This is a genomic window from Mesorhizobium sp. USDA 3734, assembly GCF_056279665.1.
The window spans coordinates 865,489-886,048 of record NZ_JBWCCW010000001.1 but is presented as its reverse complement, the minus strand read 5'-3'; the positions used below and the strand labels follow the sequence as shown (position 1 = coordinate 886,048).

General features: G+C 62.2%; 17 protein-coding genes and 1 pseudogene. 9 read left to right on the top strand and 9 right to left on the bottom strand.

Annotated features, from left to right (window positions below):
* Positions 1–374: 374 nt before the first annotated feature.
* The gene (locus ACZ89F_RS04295) at positions 375–2,357 is read right to left on the bottom strand and encodes an acetoacetate--CoA ligase (RefSeq protein WP_476090551.1); all 1,983 of its coding nucleotides are present in this window, start codon (positions 2,355–2,357) and stop codon (positions 375–377) included.
* A gap of 237 nt (positions 2,358–2,594) precedes the next feature.
* Between ACZ89F_RS04295 and ACZ89F_RS04290 the strand changes: the two genes are divergently transcribed.
* Complete coding sequence (locus ACZ89F_RS04290) at positions 2,595–4,448, top strand: AsmA family protein (RefSeq protein ID WP_476090550.1); 1,854 nt, start codon at positions 2,595–2,597, stop codon at positions 4,446–4,448.
* A 71-nt stretch (positions 4,449–4,519) separates the two neighbouring features.
* Here the strand turns inward: ACZ89F_RS04290 and ACZ89F_RS04285 are convergent, their stop codons facing one another.
* The 6 genes from ACZ89F_RS04285 to ACZ89F_RS04260 form a co-directional block, all read right to left on the bottom strand.
* Positions 4,520–5,338 (bottom strand): ABC transporter permease, encoded by an 819-nt coding sequence (locus ACZ89F_RS04285; RefSeq protein ID WP_476090549.1) that lies wholly within the window; start codon positions 5,336–5,338, stop codon positions 4,520–4,522.
* Positions 5,339–5,342: 4 nt separating this feature from the next.
* Complete coding sequence (locus ACZ89F_RS04280) at positions 5,343–6,317, bottom strand: ABC transporter permease subunit (protein ID WP_476090548.1); 975 nt, start codon at positions 6,315–6,317, stop codon at positions 5,343–5,345.
* A gap of 8 nt (positions 6,318–6,325) precedes the next feature.
* Positions 6,326–7,465, bottom strand: a complete 1,140-nt coding sequence (locus tag ACZ89F_RS04275) for an ABC transporter ATP-binding protein (RefSeq protein ID WP_476090547.1) — start codon at positions 7,463–7,465, stop codon at positions 6,326–6,328.
* Positions 7,466–7,546: 81 nt separating this feature from the next.
* A complete protein-coding gene (locus ACZ89F_RS04270; RefSeq protein ID WP_476090546.1) occupies positions 7,547–8,644 on the bottom strand; it encodes a polyamine ABC transporter substrate-binding protein in 1,098 nt (365 codons plus the stop codon).
* Positions 8,645–8,991: 347 nt separating this feature from the next.
* Positions 8,992–9,945, bottom strand: a complete 954-nt coding sequence (locus tag ACZ89F_RS04265; protein WP_476090545.1) for a DMT family transporter — start codon at positions 9,943–9,945, stop codon at positions 8,992–8,994.
* A 135-nt stretch (positions 9,946–10,080) separates the two neighbouring features.
* Positions 10,081–11,529 (bottom strand): helix-turn-helix domain-containing protein, encoded by a 1,449-nt coding sequence (locus ACZ89F_RS04260; RefSeq protein ID WP_476090544.1) that lies wholly within the window; start codon positions 11,527–11,529, stop codon positions 10,081–10,083.
* Positions 11,530–11,764: 235 nt separating this feature from the next.
* Between ACZ89F_RS04260 and aceA the strand changes: the two genes are divergently transcribed.
* The 3 genes from aceA to ACZ89F_RS04245 all read left to right on the top strand — a co-directional run bounded on the left by aceA (position 11,765) and on the right by ACZ89F_RS04245 (position 14,131).
* Complete coding sequence (gene aceA, locus ACZ89F_RS04255) at positions 11,765–13,054, top strand: isocitrate lyase (RefSeq protein ID WP_476090543.1); 1,290 nt, start codon at positions 11,765–11,767, stop codon at positions 13,052–13,054.
* Between the two features lie 151 nt (positions 13,055–13,205).
* Positions 13,206–13,448, top strand: coding sequence for an SMc00767 family acetate metabolism repressor (locus ACZ89F_RS04250; protein WP_006202762.1), 243 nt, complete (start codon positions 13,206–13,208; stop codon positions 13,446–13,448).
* Between the two features lie 278 nt (positions 13,449–13,726).
* Positions 13,727–14,131: a response regulator gene (locus tag ACZ89F_RS04245; RefSeq protein WP_476090542.1), complete on the top strand. Its 405-nt coding sequence runs from the start codon at positions 13,727–13,729 to the stop codon at positions 14,129–14,131.
* A 69-nt stretch (positions 14,132–14,200) separates the two neighbouring features.
* Here the strand turns inward: ACZ89F_RS04245 and ACZ89F_RS04240 are convergent, their stop codons facing one another.
* Entirely contained in the window at positions 14,201–14,917 is a 717-nt protein-coding gene (locus ACZ89F_RS04240) for an HAD family hydrolase (protein ID WP_476090541.1), read from the bottom strand.
* A 164-nt stretch (positions 14,918–15,081) separates the two neighbouring features.
* On the opposite strand from ACZ89F_RS04240, the gene ACZ89F_RS04235 reads away from it, so the two are divergent.
* The 5 genes and pseudogenes from ACZ89F_RS04235 to ACZ89F_RS04215 all read left to right on the top strand — a co-directional run bounded on the left by ACZ89F_RS04235 (position 15,082) and on the right by ACZ89F_RS04215 (position 19,505).
* Complete coding sequence (locus ACZ89F_RS04235) at positions 15,082–16,518, top strand: glutamine synthetase family protein (protein ID WP_027035719.1); 1,437 nt, start codon at positions 15,082–15,084, stop codon at positions 16,516–16,518.
* 47 nt (positions 16,519–16,565) lie between these two features.
* Positions 16,566–16,934 carry a four helix bundle protein gene (locus ACZ89F_RS04230; protein WP_476090540.1) on the top strand — a complete coding sequence of 123 codons (369 nt, stop codon included), beginning with the start codon at positions 16,566–16,568 and terminating at the stop codon, positions 16,932–16,934.
* Positions 16,935–16,985: 51 nt separating this feature from the next.
* A pseudogene (locus ACZ89F_RS04225) lies at positions 16,986–17,378 on the top strand (NAD(P)/FAD-dependent oxidoreductase); the annotation flags it as partial.
* A complete protein-coding gene (locus ACZ89F_RS04220; protein WP_476090539.1) occupies positions 17,263–18,273 on the top strand; it encodes an NAD(P)/FAD-dependent oxidoreductase in 1,011 nt (336 codons plus the stop codon). The pseudogene ACZ89F_RS04225 and the gene ACZ89F_RS04220, both read left to right, overlap by 116 nt.
* A gap of 368 nt (positions 18,274–18,641) precedes the next feature.
* Positions 18,642–19,505 (top strand): SH3 domain-containing protein, encoded by an 864-nt coding sequence (locus tag ACZ89F_RS04215; protein ID WP_476090538.1) that lies wholly within the window; start codon positions 18,642–18,644, stop codon positions 19,503–19,505.
* 63 nt (positions 19,506–19,568) lie between these two features.
* Here ACZ89F_RS04215 and ACZ89F_RS04210 read toward each other — a convergent pair whose 3' ends face one another.
* A complete protein-coding gene (locus tag ACZ89F_RS04210) occupies positions 19,569–20,315 on the bottom strand; it encodes an SDR family oxidoreductase (RefSeq protein ID WP_476090537.1) in 747 nt (248 codons plus the stop codon).
* Positions 20,316–20,560 lie beyond the last annotated feature (245 nt).

Below are 20,560 nucleotides of genomic sequence, written 5' to 3'. Positions count from 1 at the left end.
GGCACAGTTCGGCTTTTTTGTTTGGCGTAATTCCCAAGGGAAAGCGCTATGCGCTTTTCCTGGAATTGCTCCGGCAAAAGAAAAGGCGCCCAAAGGACGCCTTAAGAGATGGGATTGCTGTCACAACGGGGGCTTGAGCGAATTCGGATCCTCCGGGGGCTGAGGAACGGGATTTCTCCCTCAAGTTGTATGCGACTATCGACGCCGGACCTTAACAACTCCTTACCGGGCAGCCAAAAAATTTACGAATGTGTACCACTCGTGAAATCTAGGTAAATTCTACCGACATATTTGGTTAACCATTCCGGATAGTCTTTTTCATGCATATCGGTGTCTCAAAACCGGGGCCACTTTTGAGCGACATGCATTAGCAGCTACTCGGCCAATTGCGGCAGGTTCTTGAACAGCTCCAGCGCCTCTGGATTGGCGAGCGCCTCCTTGTTCTTGATGGCGCGGCCGTGCACGACGTCGCGCACCGCAAGCTCGGTGATCTTGCCCGACTTGGTGCGCGGGATGTCGGTGACGGCGACGATCCTGGCCGGCACGTGGCGCGGGCTCGCGCCGCTGCGGATCCTGGCGCGAATGCGTTTTTCGAGTTCCTCATCGAGTTGCACGCCGGCGGCCAGGCGTACGAACAGCACGACGCGCACGTCATTGTCGAAGTCCTGGCCGATGCACAGCGCCTCCAGGATTTCCGGCATCCGTTCGACCTGGTTGTAGATCTCCGCCGTGCCGATGCGCACACCGCCGGGATTGAGCGTGGCGTCGGAGCGGCCATGGATGATCAGGCCGCCATGCACGGTCCATTCGGCGAAATCGCCGTGACACCAGACATTGTCGAAGCGCTCGAAATAGGCCGCCCGGTACTTCTTGCCCTCGGGGTCGTTCCAGAAGCCGATCGGCATCGCCGGAAACGCCCTGGTGCAGACCAGTTCGCCCTTCTCCTGTCGGATCGGCCTGCCGTCGTCGTCCCAGACATCGACGGCAAGGCCGAGGCCAGGTCCCTGGATCTCGCCGGTCCAGACAGCTTGCGTCGGCACGCCGAGCACGAAGCAGGAGACGATGTCGGTGCCGCCGGAGACCGAGGCCAGATGCACGTCCTTCTTGATGCCGTCATAGACGAAGCGGAAATCCTCCGGCGACAGCGGCGAGCCGGTGGAGGAAATCGCCCGCACGGTGGATAGATCATGCGTGCGGATCGGCTTGAGACCAGCCTTGCGCACGGAATCGATGAACTTGGCCGAAGTGCCGAAGAAGGTCATCTTCTCGGCATCGGCGAAATCGAACAGCACATTGCCGTCGGGATAAAAGGGCGAGCCGTCATAAAGCAGCAGCGTGGCCCCCGAAGCGAGCCCCGACACCAGCCAGTTCCACATCATCCAGCCGCAGGTGGTGAAGTAGAAGAAGCGGTCGCCCTCGATCAGCCCGGCATGCAGCCGATGTTCCTTGACATGCTGGATCAGCGTGCCGCCGGCCGAATGGACGATGCATTTGGGAATGCCGGTCGTTCCCGACGAGAACAGGATGTAGAGCGGATGCGAAAACGGCAGCGGCTCGAAGGCAACGGGCTTGCCGGCGAAGGGCGACAGCGCCTCTTCCAGCGCCACCGCCTTGTCGATGGTGGCGGCGACATCGCTCGATGTGCCGAGATAGTCGACGACCAGGATCTTGCGCACCGTGCCGAGCTTGGCCGCGACCGCGGCGATCTTGTCGGCGACCTCGATCGCCTTGCCATTGTACCAATAGCCATCGGGCGCGATGAAGACGACGGGCTCGATCTGGCCGAAGCGGTCGAGCACGCCCTGCTCGCCGAAATCGGGAGAGCAGGACGACCAGACGGCGCCGATCGAGGCGGCCGCCAGCATGGCGGCGACGGTCTCCGGCATGTTGGGCATCATGGCGGCAATGCGGTCGCCCTTCTTCACCTTGAGCGACAGGAAAAGCTGTTGCAGCCGCGAGGTCAGTGCGTGCAGCTCATTCCAGGACAACCGGCGCTCGACCTTGTCCTCGCCGCGAAACACGATCGCCTCCCCCGGGCCGGTCTTCCTCAACAGGTTCTCGGCGAAGTTCAGCGTGGCGTCGGGAAAGAAGGAGGCTCCGGGCATCCTGTCGCCGTCGACGAGCACGCGTTCACTCCCGCTGGCACCGCCACTGCTCCCCTTGTCGCCGACGATGCCGCAGAAATCCCACACCAGGCTCCAGAACCCCTCGCGGTCCTCGACCGACCAGCGGTGAAGTTCGGCATACGAAGAAAACGCTACGCCGGCTTCCACAGCGGCTGCCTTGGTGAAAGCGGTCAAGGGCGTGGCGTCAATCTGGTCTTGTGTCGGGGTCCAGAGCGGTACTTCGGCAGCCATGATGTTCCTCCACGGTCGCCATCGCTTATGCATATCGCAGCGCAGCAGAGCAAGATTTTGTTCGGTCAATGCGACCAGATGTGCGCAAATGCCATCGCCGGGCCATAAAGACTTGAAATGCCTCAGCCCTAAGTCGTAGTGACGACTGGAAGTCGTGGTGACGACTGCAGTCGTGGTAACGACTGGGGGTTACACCCGTCGGGCGATTTTTGTCGGAATGGAAGCATACGGGGCGATATGCCATCATCTTTGATCCGGCGCGGAATATGGACGATCGGCGCTGCCGGTATCGTCATCGCGCTGGTGGTTGCCGCCCTGCCGCTGATCGCCTCCACCCGTATCGTGCGCGACCGCATCGCCTGGGAAATGAGTGCGTGGAGCGGCTTTCGGGTCGCCATCGAAGGTTCGCCGCGCATCGAGGTCTGGCCGACATTCCGCGCCATCCTGACCGATGTGACGCTTTCACAATGGACCGACACCGAGGCGCCGCCGGTCGTCGAGGCGGAACGGGTCGAGGTCGACCTTTCTGCGATGGCGGCGTTGCGCGGCGACGTGGTGTTTTCGACGGCGCGGCTGGTGCGGCCGACAATCCGGGTTCAGCGCACGCCAACCGGCCTCTTCCTGCCCGCCGTGCCGACCGGCGGGCGCATCACGCGCTCCATCGATACGGCGCGCGGCGTGGTCAATGCCGACCCCGCCAAGCCGGACCTCGACAAGCTGCCGACCGACACCTTCGGCACGGTCGAGTTCCGCGACGGCCGCATGGTGGCCTCCATCGCCGGCAAGGACGTCGAGATCCTGAGCAGTCTGACCGGCCAGGCGAATTGGGCGGCGATGAACAGCAATGCGACGCTGTCGGCAACAGGGATCTGGCGCGGCGAAAGCGTTGCGCTGGACGTCGCCTCGCCGAAACCGCTTGTGCTGTTTGCCGGCGGCACGGCGCCGCTCACGCTGTCCTTCAAGGCGGCACCCGCCACCTTCTCGTTCGACGGCACGGCCAGCATGTCCGAAAACGTCTATTTCGATGGCCAGGCGAAATTCTCGGCACCCTCGCTGCGGCGTGTCCTGGAATGGTCGCAGGCCGGCATCGCTCCGGGTGCCGCGATCGGCTCGGTCAGCATTTCCAGCAAGATCACGGCAACGGGCGGGCGCGTTAAGTTCGACAACACCGCGATTGCCCTGGACAACAATCCGGGAATGGGTGCGCTGGACCTCTCGCTTGGCGAAGCACAACCGGTGATCTCCGGCACGCTCGCCTTCGACACGCTCGACCTCAGATCGTTCCTCTCCGCCTTCACGCCGCTGGCGCCGACCGGAGGGGCAGGGCCTGGCGAAATCGACACAAGTTTCGCCGACAAGATCAACCTCGATCTCAGATTGTCGGCAGCGCACGCCACGGCGGGGCCTATCCAACTCGCCGATGTCGCCGCCACCGCCCAGGTCAAGGATGGACTTTCCGTCTTCGATATTTCGGATGCCTCGGCCTTCGGCGGCAACGTCCAGACCAGCCTTCGCTTCGATCGCAAACCGGAAGGCATGCAGGTCGAAATCCGGCTGCTGGCGTCCGACATCGACGGCGGTGCTTTCGGGACGGCGGCAGGCATGACCCGGCTGGTGCCGGTCGGCACGGGAACCGTGTCGGTAATCCTCAAAGGGCCGGGCAGAACCTGGGACTCCATCTTTGACAATGCCGATGGCTCGGTTTCGGCGACCTTCGGGCCAGGTGCGTTGAGCAAGCTCAACCTGCCGGCCTTCCTCAAACATACCGAGCAAGGCGGCTTCTTCGCGCTTGACGACGTCTCCGACGGAACGCTGCCGATCGACGGCGCCGAGATCAAGGCCAGCATTTCGAAGGGCGTGGCACGGATCGACAAGGCCGAGGCCAATTCGGCGAAGTACAAGATCTGGCTGTCGGGCATCGCGTCCTACGCCGGACGAGGACTGGCATTGTCCGGTGGTGTCATTCAGGCGGACCAGGCGGCAACACAGACCAATGGTCAGCAAGGCCCCAACCAGTCATCGTTCTTCGTCGGCGGGACCTGGAGCACGCCGTTCATTTCCCCCATCAGCCGCGGCGTTTCGGGGGAATAGGCCAAAAGACGCGCTCTTTGTTTGAGCATGGATCTTGCCCGAAAACCGGTTTCCACTTTTCGGGATCATGCTCAGCCCCGTTGTGCGGCCTGCTCGTCGAGTTGGCGCTGCACCTCACGCCGCTTGTTGGCTAGCGAGGCGATGACGACGCCAATCGCCACAACGGCAATCAGGATGGTGCAGGCAGCGTTGATCTCCGGCGTCACGCCGAGGCGAACCTGGCTGTAGATCTTCATCGGCAGCGTCGTGGCGCCCGGCCCCGAGGTGAAGCTGGCGATGACCAGATCGTCGAGCGACAGAGTGAAGGCCAGCATCCAGCCGGAGACAATGGCCGGCATGATGACCGGCAGCGTGATCTGGAAAAAGGTCTTCACCGGCGTTGCGCCCAGATCCATCGCTGCTTCTTCCAGCGAGCGGTCGAAGGTGATGAGGCGCGACTGCACGACGACAGCGACGAAGCACATGGTCAGCGTGATGTGGGCGAGCGTCACGGTGAGGAAGCCGCGGTCGAGGCCGACCGCGACGAAGAGCAGCAGCAGCGACAGGCCGGTGATGACTTCCGGCATGACCAGCGGCGCAAAGACCATGCCTGAAAACAGCACCCTGCCCTTGAAGCGCGTGTAGCGGGTCAAAGTGAGTGCGGCCAGAGTGCCCAGCACCGTCGCAACGGTGGCCGAGATCAGGCCAACACGCGCCGTCACCCAGGTCGCGTCCATGAGGCCCTGGTTGTGGAACAGCGAGACGTACCATTTGGTCGAGAAACCGCCCCAGACAGTGACCAGTTTCGACTCGTTGAAGGAGAAGACGATGAGCAGCACGATCGGCAAATAGAGAAAGGCAAAGCCAAGCACGATCGAGGTGATGTTGAAGCGGCTCCAGGTGGTGTTCATGAGGTCACCTGTCCATTTCCTGAGCGCGCGCCTGAGCCCGCTGGAAGAGCATGATCGGCACGATCAGCAGCAACAGCAGGATGACGGCCACGGCCGACGATACCGGCCAGTCGCGGTTGGCGAAGAACTCGTTCCACAGCGTCTTGCCGATCATCAGCGTCTGCGATCCGCCGAGCAGATCGGGAATGACGAATTCGCCGACGGCCGGAATGAACACCAGCAGACAGCCGGCGATGACGCCGGGCAGCGACAGCGGGAAGGTGATCTTCCAGAACGCGCTGGTCGGTGGACAGCCGAGATCCTTGGCCGCCTCGATCAGCGAATAATCCATCTTCTCGAGAGCGGAATAGAGCGGCAGCACCATGAACGGCAGGTAGGAATAGACGATACCGATGAAGATCGCCGTATAGGTGTTGAGGATGATCAGCGGCTCGTGGATGACGCCGGTGGCGAGCAGCAGCTGATTGAGCAGCCCCTCGGGCTTGAGAATGCCGATCCAGGCGTAGACGCGGATCAGGAACGAAGTCCAGAACGGCAGGATCACCAGCATCAGCAAGGTCGGGCGGATCGTCGCTGGCGCGCGCGCCATGCCGTAGGCGATCGGGTAGCCGACGAGCAATGTCAGGACCGTCGAGATCGCGGCGATGATGACGCTGGTCACATAGGCGTTGAAGTAGAGCGCGTCCTGCGTCAGCCAGGTGTAGTTGTCGAGACTGAGTTGTTTCAGCTGGGCAACAAACCCGGAAATACCGCCGCTGAAATCGAGTGCCGGCGTATAGGGCGGAATGGCGATCGCCGTCTGCGACAATGAAATCTTGAAGACGATGACGAAGGGAATGAGGAAGAAGAACAGCAGCCAGACATAGGGGATGATGATGACCAGGCGGCCAAAGAAGGCAGCGCCCAGCCTGGCGAGGAGGGATTTGCCGGCATCGGTTGCCGGAGAGGCTGATTCGGTGGTGACGGCGGCGCTCGACATGTCGCCCCCTACCGCGTCAGCACGACGCCGGCGTCGGGCCGGAAGGAAACCCAGGCGCGGTCGTTCCAGCTCAACGGATCCTCGGTGATGCGGGCCGCGTTCATGGTGCTCGCGCGCACCACCTGGCCGTCGTCCAGCCTGACATGATAGACGGTCATGTCGCCGAGATAGGCGATGTCGTAGACCTCGCCCTCTATGGCGTTGACCGCCTCGGCCGGCTTCTTCGACGACACCTTGATCTTTTCCGGCCTGATGGCGAAGGTGACGGCCGTCCCGGCACTGGCGGTGCCGGCATTGTCGGTGCGGATGGTGATGCCATTGCCGGCATCGATGCTGGCGCTGCCGGCCTCGCCACGCGCGACCTTGCCCTCGAACATGTTCACATTGCCGACGAAACCGGCGACGAAGCGCGACCCCGGCGCCTCGTAGACTTCGGCCGGCGTTGCCACCTGCATCACCTCGCCCTTGTCGATGATGGCGATGCGATCTGCCATCGTCATCGCCTCCTCCTGGTCGTGGGTGACGACGACGAAGGTCAGACCGAGGTTCTGCTGCAAGTCCATCAGTTCGAACTGCGTTTCCTCGCGCAGTTTCTTGTCCAATGCGCCGAGCGGCTCGTCGAGCAGCAGCACCTTCGGCCGCTTGGCGACCGAGCGGGCGAGCGCAACGCGTTGGCGTTGGCCACCGGACAGCTGATGCGGCTTGCGCTTGGCGAACTGCTCGAGCTTGACCAGCTTCAGCATCTCGGCAACGCGCGACGCGATCTCGGGCTTCGGCATGCCGTCCTGCTTGAGGCCGAAGGCAATGTTGTTCTCGACCGTCATGTGCGGGAACAGCGCATAGGACTGGAACATCATGTTGACCGGCCGCCGGTAGGGCGGGATGCCGCGCAGATCCTGGCCATCGAGCAGGATGCGCCCGGCTGTCGGCTCCTCGAAGCCGGCGAGCATCCTGAGCAGCGTCGATTTTCCGCAACCAGAGGCGCCGAGCAGAGCGAAGAACTCGCGCTCGAAGATGGTCAGCGACAGATTGTTGACGGCGGTGAAGTCACCGAACTTCTTGGTGACGTTGTCGAACTGGATATATGGCTTGGCGTTCGGGTCGTTCCACGGCGCAAAATCCCTGCGGATGCTGCCAAGCGATTTCATGTCCCACTCCGTCCTGATTCCTGCTTCTTGCCCCAGAAAAGAATGGTCCCGGCAGGTGGCTGCCGGGACCATGTCGATTGCTTACTGGCCCGTAACGATCTTGGTCCAGGTGCGCGTGATGACGCGCTGGGTCTTGGGATCGTATGGCGAGACGGTGTAGAGCTTCTGTATCGTCTCGGCATCCGGATAAACCGAAAGATCATCCAACAGGGCCTTGTCGACGAATTGCTGCGAAGCCTTGTTGCCGTTTGCGTAGAGCACGTAGTTCGACGACTTGGCGATAACTTCCGGCTTCATCATGTAATTGATGAACTCGAGCGCCTCCGCGACATGCGGCGCGTCGGCAGGGATCGCCATCTGGTCGAACCACATCTGAGCGCCCTCCTTCGGCACGGAATAGCCGATCTCGACGCCCTGCTTGGCCTCGACCGCGCGATTGCGGGCCTGGAACACGTCACCCGACCAGCCGACCGCCAGGCAGATATCTCCGTTGGCCAGCGCGTTGATGTATTCGGAGGAGTGGAACTTCCTGATATAAGGCCTGATCTTGAGCAACGTCTCCTCGGCCTTGGCGATATCGTCTGGCGACGTGCTGTTCGGGTCGAGGCCGAGATATTTCAACGCCGCCGGGATGATGTCGGCCGGCGAGTCCAGCACATAGACGCCGCAGTCCTTCAACTTGGCCAGGCTGTCGGGATTGAAGAAGACATCCCAGCTGTCGATCTTGTCGGTGCCGAGTGCCGCCTGCACCTTCTTGATGTTGTAGCCGATGCCAACCGTGCCCCACATGTAGTTGACCGAGTATTCGTTGCCGGGGTCATACTTGGCGGTTCGCTCCGAAACCGTGTCCCACATGTTGGAAATGTTCGGCAGCTTCGACTTGTCGAGCTTCTGGAACACCCCGGCCTGGATCTGGCGCGCGAGAAAATTGCCGCTGGGCACGACGACGTCATAGCCGCTGCCGCCGGCAAGCAGCTTGGTTTCAAGGATTTCGTTGGAATCGAAGGTGTCGTAGACGACCTTGATGCCGGTTTCCTTGGTGAAATCGTCGATAATCGAACTGTCGATATAGTCCGACCAGTTGAAGACGTTGACGACACGGTCTTCGGCGTGACCGCCGACGGTGAAAAGCGCCAGAAATGCCGAGGTTGCCGAAAGCCAGAGCGCTTTGCGGATCATGCTATTCTCCTTTGGTGAGTGTTCCTTCGCCGGCTCGTCGCGGATCCCGCGCGACCGTGCATTTGTTTCAGCCTATTGAGCTTTCCAGAGGGCGACAAGCGCGAACTGCCGACACCATGGCGATGGTTTGGTGAGCGGCAGGTGGTGGTTCTGTGCTTCTGCGGCCTGGGAGGCGTGCCGCTATCGTCAGAGGCTTTCGCCGTGGCGCGGGCAAAGATACGACGATGTGGTCCGGTCTCTATCTGACCGGGGGGGAGACTTGGCAAGATACGCCTGTCTTGTTGTTGCCGTATTCCCAGCCTGCCCGCGTGGCTACGAAGTTGTCAATGGCAAAGCTGCGCGCCGCCTCAATTAGGCGATGGCACCCCGGTGACCCCAGCACGCTCGGGCCGTGTCTGGCGCTTGAACTCGAGCCCGATATGGACGAGCAGCGCCGTGACCACCACCGCGCCGCCGATGATGGTGCGCGCCGACGGCACCTCGGAATGGATGAGCCAGACCCATATCGGACCGAGGATCGGCTCGAACGTGCCGAGCAGCGCCGCGATGGCCGCCGGGATCAGCCGTGCGCCGGTGGCGAAGAAGGCGAGACCAATGCCGAGATTGACCACGCCGAACGCGAAGAGAAACCCCATGTCACTGACCGATACAGCGAATATCGATGCCTGCGAGGCGGCAAAGCCGGCCGCAAGCATGGTGCCGAGGCAGGTCGCCGGCGTCATGCGTACGCTGGAGAACCGCCGGGTGATGACGGTAGCGATCGAGAACATGACCGCGATCAACAGCGCCAGCCCGTCGCCTATCGGCGAAACGGCGCCATCAAGCGATTCCGACACCATGATGGCGACGCCGGCGATGACGGCGGCAATCGCCACCCAGGTCGCGATACCAACCCTTTCGCGAAACAACGCCCAGGCAAACAGCGCCGCCAGCAGCGGCACGCCGGCCTGCATCAACAGGATGTTGGCGACGGTGGTGTAGGCAAGCGCCACGACGAAGGCGGTCGACGCGGTGGCGAAGCAGATCCCGACGGCAAGGCCGGGCAGGCCCATGTCGCGGAACAATCTCAGCGTGCCGCGCCAGCCGTCGCGCCAGACCATGAAGCAGATCAAAAAGGCGGCTGCCCAGATGGAGCGCCAGAAGATAACTGTCCAGCTGTCGTCGACGGCGATGAAGCGGGCGATGGTGCCGCCGAAACTCCACATCAGCGCCGACAGGAACACCAAAAGCATGCCGACGCGTTCCTCGCGCCGCGACACGGCCGGCGATACGACGATTGGCGATGATGCGGTGTCGGTCATAGGCGCGACTGTCGGGCTTTTGTGGACGGGACGATGCGCAGGAGACGACGAAAAGATGCTCTGTTCGCGTAACGCAAAGATGCAGGCCCGGGGTGAGCCAGCGACCGGCGACAATTGTGGCACCTTGCCTCGGCGTCACTGGAAATCGAAGGCGCTCAAGCCCGTCACCATCTCGTCGAGGCCAAGCGGACGCGTCACCGGCGGTTCGGCGCGCGCCAGACAGCCGACGCGTTCGCAAAGCCGGCAGGCTGGCCCGACCGGCGTCGCCGCGACGGTACCGGCCCCGGCCTTTGCGGAGGTAACCACGCCGGGCAGTGCCGCGCCGTAAATGATGTCGTCACGAAAGCCGATGTCGCAACCGAGCAGCAGCGCGGTGCGGCGCGGGCGTTCCGAGAACGCGCCTTGCGGTCCTTCCAGCGTGCGGGCGATGCACAGGAACTCGGCGCCGTCCGGCATCTCCACCGCCTCGACGAAGACCTGGCCGGGCTGGGTGAAGGCAACATGCACGGGCAGTTTGGGACAGCCGCCGCCGAAGCGGCTTTGGGGAAAGCCCTGGCTGCCGGCCTTGCGGAAGCGGTTGCCGGCATTGTCGACCTCCAGCATGAAGAACGGCACGCCTGAGGCACCCTGCCGTTGCAGCATGGTCAGCCGGTTCGCCGCCTGTTCGAAGGAGACACCGAAACGCGAACGCAGGACGTCGATGTCATAGCGGGCGCGCACAGCAGCCGCGTGAAAGGCCTGGTAAGGCATCATCAGCGCATGCGCCGCATAGCGGCCAAGTTCGAACCGGGCCAGCCGGCGTGCCTCGTCGGTGGTGAGTTTGAGCGCCTGGATCTCGCCGGCGACCGCGACCGTCATGCGGATCAGACAAGCCTCCATCGCGACTTCGCGCAGTTGGTCGAACGGCGACAGGCGTTCGGACAAGAACAGGCGCTGCGAGTGGCGATCATAACGGCGGCGCCAGTTCGGCATGGTGGCGACCGGCAGCACCTTGACCACGATGCCGTATTCGCGCTTCAGCCAGGCCTTCAGCGCGCCGAACAGATCGTCGCCGGGATCGAGCACCGAGGTGAACGCCGCGGCCTCCTCCTCGAGGGCTGCGAAATGGTTCGGCCGACGCTCGAAAATCTCGTGCACCTCGTCGATCGGCAGGCGGGCACCTGAAAGCGCCGTTGCGCGACCTTCGCGCGCCAAAAGCTCGTTGAGATCGGACAGCCGCTCGGCCTGCTCGCGATAGGCGCGGAACAGTTTTATCACCGCCGCGGATGCGTTGGGCGCCGCCTCGGCAAGCTCGATCAGTTCCTGATCGCCCGGCAGCTCGCCGACCAGCAGAGGATCGGTGAACACCTCCTTCAAGGCGGCGACAGATCCCCTTGCCTCGCCCTGCAGTTCGTGCGGATCGACCTTGTAGACGGACGCCAGCTTCAGGATCAGCTGCACCGTCAGCGGCCGCTGGTTGCGCTCGATCAGGTTAAGATAGGACGGCGAGATGCCAAGGCCCTCGGCCATCGCCGTCTGGGTCAGGCCCTTGGCGTTGCGGATGCGGCGGATGCGCGGCCCGGCGAATATCTTCTGGTCAGCCATCGACTGTCCTTGACAGGAATTTACACAATTTCGCGGCTACCTCGCCGCGTTGATTTTTACAATCATGACAGATTTACAGCGGGCGCATGTCAAAGGCAACACAGGTTTTCCCTTATATCTAGCCGATTTCCTTGATTTTTCTGGCTCATTTTGGGGAGAAATGTAAATTCAGTCATATTCCGGCGCACAGATGATGGATGCCCGGACCCAGTGCAGAAATCCTTCGGAGTGACCAATGACTGATTTTTACAACCTCGTCCCATCGGCGCCGGAAGGTCGCTTCGACGGTATCGAACGGCCCTATTCCGCGGCGGATGTGAAGCGTCTGCGCGGTTCGGTGCAGATCCGCCAGAGCCTTGCCGAAATGGGCGCCAACCGGCTGTGGAAGCTCATCCACGAGGAGGACTTCGTCAACGCGCTCGGCGCCATGTCCGGCAACCAGGCGATGCAGCAGGTGCGCGCCGGGCTGAAGGCGATCTACCTGTCGGGCTGGCAGGTTGCTGCCGACGCCAACACGGCTGGCGCGATGTATCCGGACCAGTCGCTCTATCCGGCGAATGCGGCGCCCGAACTGGTCAAGCGCATCAACCGCACGCTGCAGCGCGCCGACCAGATCGAGACGTCCGAAGGCAACGGGCTTTCGGTCGAGACCTGGTTCGCGCCGATCGTCGCCGACGCGGAAGCCGGCTTCGGCGGACCGCTCAACGCCTTCGAGATCATGAAGGCCTTCATCGAGGCGGGTGCCGCCGGCGTCCACTACGAGGACCAGCTGGCGTCGGAGAAGAAGTGCGGCCATCTCGGCGGCAAGGTGCTGATCCCGACCGCGGCGCACATCCGCAACCTCAACGCCGCGCGCCTGGCGGCGGACGTGATGGGCACGCCGACCCTGGTCGTCGCGCGCACCGATGCGGAAGCCGCCAAGCTGCTCACCTCCGACATCGACGAACGCGACCAGCCCTTCGTCGACTACAGCGCCGGGCGCACGGTGGAAGGTTTCTACAACGTCAGGAACGGCATCGAGCCCTGCATCGCCCGCGCCATCGCCTATGCGCCTTTCGCGGATCTGATCTGGTGCGAGACCTCGAAGCCCGACCTGGTGCAGGCCAAGAAATTCGCCGAGGGCGTGCGCAAGCATCACCCCGACAAGCTGCTCGCCTACAATTGCTCGCCATCGTTCAACTGGAAGAAGAACCTCGACGACGCGACGATCGCCAGGTTCCAGAAGGAGCTCGGCGCCATGGGCTACAAGTTCCAGTTCATCACGCTCGCCGGCTTCCACCAGCTCAACTATGGCATGTTCGAACTGGCGCGCGGCTACAAGGCACGGCAGATGGCGGCCTATTCCGAGTTGCAGGAAGCGGAGTTCGCGGCGGAGGCCAATGGCTACACCGCAACCAAGCACCAGCGCGAGGTCGGCACCGGCTATTTCGACGCCGTGTCGATGGCGATCACAGGCGGCCAGTCGTCGACCACCGCCATGCATGAATCGACCGAGCACGCACAGTTCAAACCGGCCGCGGAATAGCGGATCTAGAGCATGATCCCGAAAAGTGGGAACCGGTTTTCGGAAAAGATCATGCTCCAACAAAGAGATAGATCAGGATGACCAGACGTCATCCTGATCTAGAAATTCAGAGGAAACGCCCAACGGGGCTTGGAACACAAGGAGAAGACCAATGGCATCGATAAGCCGTGTCAAGGAACGCGCCGAGGAACAGTCCACGACGATGAGCGTCGACCAGCAAGCGACGATCCGCATGCTGGCCAACGACCTGCACCGCCTGAACCAGTCGGTGATGAAGGCGGTCGAGGCAGGCGTCTCGGTTGAGCTCGTGCGCTCGGCACGCCATCACGGCGGCGACGGCAACTGGGGCGATCTGCTGATCCCGGTGATCGTCACACAGCAGAGCCACGGCTGATCGAAATCCTTGCAACCGACCCTTCACCTGCGCAGTCCCTGCGCAGGTGAATTTTCTTTTTATCAAATGCACGCATGGACAGTTCAGTACAGTAGCGTTGCTTGAAATTCACTGCTCCCGGAGATGATTTCGGGTCCTTTTATTTCAACTTGACACGGGTAGCGATCTCACGCCAATTGCGCTGAGATTCAACTCTGCATTGAAATGGGGGAGAGCTTCTTGGCCGACTTGTGTGCCCAGTGAATCGCGAAGGCGAGCCCCCAAGACATCCGAATCTGGTGACCCGCGACTCAAGCACCGAGACGATCCGTGACCCGTCGCAGGTGCTTGTCGTCGGCAGATCGCCAATCAATCGCGTCGTGATTTCAAAGATCGTCGAGCGATCCGGGCTCAAGCCGATTTCGGAATCTCCCGATACGGCGGCAAGGATCTTGCGGTCCCTGATTCCCGGTGCGGTTGTCCTTGACGGCGGCGCCGACAACAAGGACTGCGACAGCCTGATGTCCAGCATCGCCGCGTTGCGGCGGGCCTCCGGCAAATCGCAGCCACCGGTAATCCTGCTTTCAACCAAGAATGGCACGACGGAAAGCCTGGGCCTGTCCGATATCATCGACGTGGTGGTCGCCAAGCCGATCACGCCCGAACGGCTGCAACCGGTGATCGATCGCCTGATCGGCCGCTAGAGTAATTGCAGGAAAATTGTGTAACGGTTTTTCCGTCCGGAATTGCGCAAAATAGGTAAGGCCCGGTGATCAGCCCAGATTGATGATGCTTTCAACCAGTCCGGGCAGTTGTCCGAGATCGGATATCTGGCGGAACCGCGGTTCGGCAGCCGGCGCTTCGACATGCTCCAGCACCCAGGTCAGTTCATGCGGCACATGGACACCCCAACCGCCGGCCTCGATGGCCGGCACCACGTCCGACTTCAGCGAGTTGCCGACCATCATGCTTTTCGCCGGACCATCGCCGTGGCGGTTGAAGAGCCTGCTATAGGTGGCGGCATTCTTGTCGCTGACGATCTCGACCGCATCGAACAGGTCGCCCAGGCCAGAGCTAGCCAGCTTGCGCTCCTGGTCGAAGAGGTCGCCCTTGGTGATCAGCACAAGGCGGAATGCGCCGGCAAGCTTCTCGACAGTCTCGCGCGCATGCGGCAGGGGCTCGATCGGATGGCTCAGCATCTCGCGGCCGGCATCGAGAATCTCCGATATGACCGAGGCCGGCACGCGGCCTTGCGTGACCTCGATCGCCGTTTCGATCATCGACAGGGTAAACCCCTTGATGCCGAAGCCATAGACGGCGAGGTTGCGCCTTTCAGCTTCCAGCAATCGTGCGGAGATGTGCTCCGCTTCGCCATGATCGGCAAGCATGGCGGCAAAGCGCTTCTCCGTCAGGCGGAAGAACTGCTCGTTTTGCCAGAGGGTGTCGTCGGCGTCGAAGCCGATCGTCGTTAGATTGCCGTCGCGCCGCATTCAATTTCTCGATTAAGATTGGGGGCCTCGATTGGAATTGGGACCGCCGAAGCTAAGCCGATTGGCGCGATTTTCAACCGCGTCAACCAATGCCCGACGCGGCTCCCCTTCCCTTCCATAGGGGCGCACGGCTATACTCCACAATCCGCAACCCAATCTGGTGAATGATGCCGCCTGCAAAAAAGGAAGTCCGTCCGTCGAGCCGCGGAGGACGTGCCCGCACGCCTGCCTTCGTGAAAAACCAACGGGGCGTCAAGAACTGGAAGGAAGTCAGCGCCTGGCTGGAATGGCGCGGCATCGAGGACATCGAGTGCATCACGCCCGATCAGGCAGGCGTCGCGCGTGGCAAGATGATGCCATCGAAGAAATTCACCTCCAACACCTCGCTGGCACTGCCATCGGCAGTCTTCATGACGACGATTTCCGGAGGCTACCCCGAAGATGGCAACGGCTTCCATTACCCGGAAGACGACGGCGACCTCAAACTGATGCCGGACCTGTCGACGCTGACAGTGGTGCCCTGGGAAGAAGACCCGACGGCCGCGGTCATCTGCGATCTCGTCCACCAGGACGGACGCTCGGTCGAATTCACGCCGCGCAATGTTTTGAAGCGTGTGGTGGCTGCCTATGACAAGCTCGGCCTGAAGCCGGTGGTGGCGCCCGAGATCGAGTTCTACCTGGTGCGCAAGAATCCCGACCCGGACTATCCGCTGACACCGCCGGTCGGCCGTTCGGGACGCGCGATCGGCGGCGGCGCCGGCTATTCGATTGCCGGCGTCAACGAATTCGACGAGCTGATCGACGACATCTACCATTTCTCCGAAAGCCAGGGTCTGGAGATCGATACGCTGATCCACGAGGAAGGCGCCGGCCAGTTGGAGATCAATCTGCGCCACGGCGACCCGATCGAACTGGCCGACCAGGTGTTCATGTTCAAGCGCACCATTCGCGAGGCGGCACTCAAGCACGAGATCTACGCCACCTTCATGGCCAAGCCCATCCAGGGGCAGCCTGGCTCGGCCATGCATATCCATCAGTCGATCATCGACAAGAAGACCGGACAGAACATCTTTTCGGCCGCCGACGGCTCGGAAACCGACGATTTTTTCCACTTCATCGGCGGCATGCAGAAGCATGTGCCTAACGCGCTGGTGATGTTCGCGCCCTATGTCAATTCCTACCGCCGGCTGACACAGGCGGCGTCGGCGCCGGTCAACAACAAATGGGGCTATGACAACCGCACCACGGCGTTTCGCGTGCCACGCTCGGACCCGGCGGCACGGCGCGTCGAAAACCGCATCCCGTCCTCCGATGCCAACCCCTATCTGGCGCTGGCGGCGTCGCTTGCCTGCGGGCTGATCGGCATCACCAACAAGATCAAGGCCGAGCCTCCCGTCCTGACCACAGCCAACGCCGACGAGATCGACCTGCCGCGTGGCCTGCTCGAAGCCGTCGATCTGTTCGAGGGCGACGAGGAACTCTGCGCGCATCTGGGCAAGTCCTTCGCCGCGACCTATGCGGCGATCAAGCGGGCGGAATTCGAGACGTTCATGGAAGTGATCAGTCCGTGGGAGCGGGAGTATCTGCTGCTCAACGTCTAGGGGAATAAGGGAGTAGGGCAGTAGGGCAGTAGGGCAGTAGGGCAAGGATGGCGGCCAAGATTGAATCGTACAGGGATTTAATTGTCTGGCAGCAAGCTATGGATCTTGCGGTATCGATCTACGAAACAACCAGAGCTTGGCCGAGGGATGAGCTCTACGGACTGACGACTCAGGTACGCCGTGCAGCCACCTCCGTTCCCGCCAACATTGCCGAAGGTTACGGGCGAGAAAGCCGAGCTTCCTATCAGCAATTTCTCAGGATCGCCCAGGGATCTCTTAAGGAACTGGAGACCCATCTGCTGATCGCGCAACGCGTCGGAATCGCCTCGCACGAGACGGTCGAACGATTGATGACCCGCAGCGAGAGCGTAGGAACGCTCTTGCGGCTTCTGATCCGGAAATTGTCACCCGAATAGCCCCCACCTACTGCCCTACTGCCCTACTGCCCTACTGCCCTAGGACTTCTCATGCCCTACCAATCCCCGATCTCCCCCGGCCGCTCCTGGTACGAGGACACAGCCGGCCCGAGACCTGAATACCCGGCGCTGGATGGCGACCGGACGTGCGATGTCGTCATCATCGGCGGCGGCTTTACCGGGCTGTCGGCGGCAGCCCATCTGGCCAAGGCGGGGACCAATGTCGTGCTGATCGAGGCGTATCGCTTCGGTGATGGCGCCTCGGGGCGCAATGGCGGTCAGCTCGGCACCGGCCAGCGCGCCTGGGCGGAGGAGTTGGAAGCCGAGTATGGCTTCTCCCGCGCCAAGGCGCTGTTCGATCTCGCCGAAAGAGGCGAAGACGCATCTCCTCGAATTCACTGCTGCCAACCAGATCGACATCGACTATATGCCGGGCCAGCTCTCGGTGGCGCACAAGCCGCGCTACGTCGACGACTACAGGGCGCATGCCGAGACCATGGCGAGCCGTTTTTCCTACCCGCATATCTCGTTCATGGATGCCAGGGAGACGGCGGAGCGGCTGGGCTCGACCGCCTATTTCGGCGGCACGCGCGATACCGGCACGGGCCACATCCACCCGATGAAGCTGGTGATCGGCACGGCGCGGGTGGCAGCGCAAGCCGGCGCGCAGCTGTTCGAGGGAACCCCATCGACCGGCATCATTTCCAATGGCGGCAAGGTCAAGGTTTCGACAACGGGAGGCACGGTGACCGCGCAGAAATGCTTGATCGCGGTCAATGCCTATGGCGGCACGCTCGAGCCAGTGAGTGCGGCGCACATCATGCCGATCGGTTCCTTCATCGGCGCGACCGTTCCTCTGGGCGCGGACTCAGACGTGCTGCCGGGCGGCGAGGCGGTCGACGATTCCCGCTTCGTCGTGCGCTATTTCCGCAGATCGAAGGACGGGCGTCTGCTGTTTGGCGGACGCGAGGTTTATGGCGTCAACGATCCGAAGGATATCCACATCCACATCCGCCGCCAGATCGCCGAGCTCTATCCGGCGCTCAGGGATGTCGAGATCACGCATGGCTGGGGCGGCTATGTCGGCATCACGGTGCCGAGAAAGCCATTCGTGCGCGAAGTGATGCCCAATGTGATCTCGGCCGGCGGCTATTCCGGCCACGGCGTCATGCTGTCGAACTTCTTCGGCAAGCTCTATGCCGAAACCGTAGCCGGCAACCGCGATCGGCTGAAGCTGATCGAGGATCTGAAAATCCCACCCTTCCCCGGCGGCCGGCGCTTCCGCACGCCACTGCTGTTCCTGGCGCTCAACTGGTTTGCGCTGCGGGACAGGATTTAGAGCCTGTTCCGTCCCGATCGAATCGGGACGGGGCTCTATCTGATTTGTTGGAGCATGATCTCCAGCGAAAATCGGATGCCACTTTTGGGGATCATGCTCCAGGCGGACAGGATCGCTCTCATCTATGTAATATTGTTGTAATATTTGTTGCCGTAACGGCACATTGCGGAATCCCCTCCAAAGGAGCAGAATCCCTAGTGAGGGCGTAGTGATGCCACAATCGCCGATATAAAGATGCCGGGTTGTGGGTGACTGACGGGGAATTCTGCGGGTTTGCCCGCTTTGGTTCTTGGGACTGATGCAGATCTGGCGCCAGCTTCTTGGCATTCGATCGAAAGAACATCGGCCCGCTTATGGAGGTGGCAAGAGTGAGAGAGCCCTTCAGTTTCGGCACGCCGGAACGTCGGCGCTTTGCCATGCAGTTCGGATATGACATGCGGCCGTCCTTCTGGCAGGAGGTCCGCTCGAATTCGCATCTGGTGATCGCCGCGATCGGCACCGCCGCACTGCTGAGCGTCGCCGCGGTGGCGCTGTGGCTGGCATTGCCGGCCAATGACAGGCAAGCGGCGGCGAGTCCCGAGCAGACCATTCCAACCATTCCGGTGAAAACGACGAAAATCGCCCCGGTGGGGGCCGCAGTCGCTACGGCGGCCGTGCCGCCGGCGCGCAAGTCCGACGCGGTTTCACCGAGCGTGGCGACCGCGGAAGCCACCATACCGGCGCTGCCAGCCAACGATCCCCGTTGGACCGGTTCGCAGTCGAAGGCCGCATCCGCTGCCGGTACGCCTGCTCCCGGCCAAGTGGCGAACCAGGCTGAACAAACACCGGACAAAGCCGCGGTGGCATTCGCGCAACCGGCAGCCGATACCGATGCCAGCACCGAACTTGCCAAGGTTGCCGCACCCACTCCGCCGGCGGGTAGCCATCCCGATGGCGCGAAAACCGCCGCCATCCCCGCGGTTGAACCGCAAGTGCCGTCAGAGCAGCCCGCAGCGACGGAAGGCGACGACAGCCAGGCCAAGGCGAAGCCACGCAAAGTCGCGGCAGCCGGCACCGGACGGATCCTACGGGCCGTGACCATGCGCAGCGGCCCGAAGAAAAATGCCGCCGCCATCATCACGGTGCCAGCCAAAACCTCGGTGCAGGTGATGAGTTGCAAGAAGTGGTGCCAGATCACCTACAACGGCAAGACCGGCTGGGTCTACAAGAGCTACATCAAGACCGGCGCCTGACGCCTGTCGTGATCCGCCGCCGAAACGCTGCCACCGTGCGGCACTTTGATTGCGTTGGCGCTCTCAGATGCAGCGTCCGCCGTCCACTTCCAGCGCCACACCGGTGATGAAGGCGGCTTCGTCCGACGCCAGCCAGAGTGCGGCGTTGGCGATGTCGAGCGGCGTCGAAAGTCGGCCGAGCGGGATCGATGCCCGGAACTTCTCGCGGATTTCGGGCGTGTCGGCGCCCATGAATTTCTCCAGCATGCCGGTCTCGCCGGCAACCGGGCAGAGGCAGTTGACGCGGATGTTCTTCGGCGCCAGTTCCACCGCCATCGATTTGGTGGCGGTGATCGCCCAGCCTTTCGACGCATTGTACCAGGCGAGGCCGGGCCGCGGCCGCAGACCTGCGGTGGAGGCGGTGGTCAGGATGACGCCGCCGCCCTGCCGCTCCATGATCGGCACCACGGCCAGTGCCGCGTGATAGATCGCCTTCATGTTGACCGCGGTGATCAGGTCGAAGGTTTCCTCGTCGACATTGAGCATGTCGCCGTTGCGATGGGTGTAACCGGCGTTGTTGACCATGATGTCGATGCGGCCGAAAGCGCTTTTGGCGGCATAGACCATCTCGTCGAATTCGGAACGCAGCGAAACATCCGTCTGGGTCCAGATCGCCGCTTCACCGATATCGCCGGCGACGCGCTCCGCGCCCTTGGCATTGAGATCAGCGACAACGACCCTGGCGCCCTCTTGCGCAAAGCGTCTGGCGATGCCCTCGCCAAAGCCCGACGCAGCACCGGTGATGACAGCAACCTTGTTTTCCAGACGCATGTTTTTCCCGCTCATGATTGGTGGCGATCAGCCGGCGCGCCAATGGCGCACATCCTTGCAAAGCCGCGGCGTCTGACCAGATTGGGCGAAAGATGTGCGGCCATTGCCGATTTCTCCTTTGGCTTTCGCTTCGATCCCGCTCTATGCTGCAACTGCGAAGGCTTCCGGAGCCGCGCCTGTCGACAAGCCTCCAGGTCATCGGACTGTCAAGGGGCAGGCGCATACACCCAGATGTGACACCATGG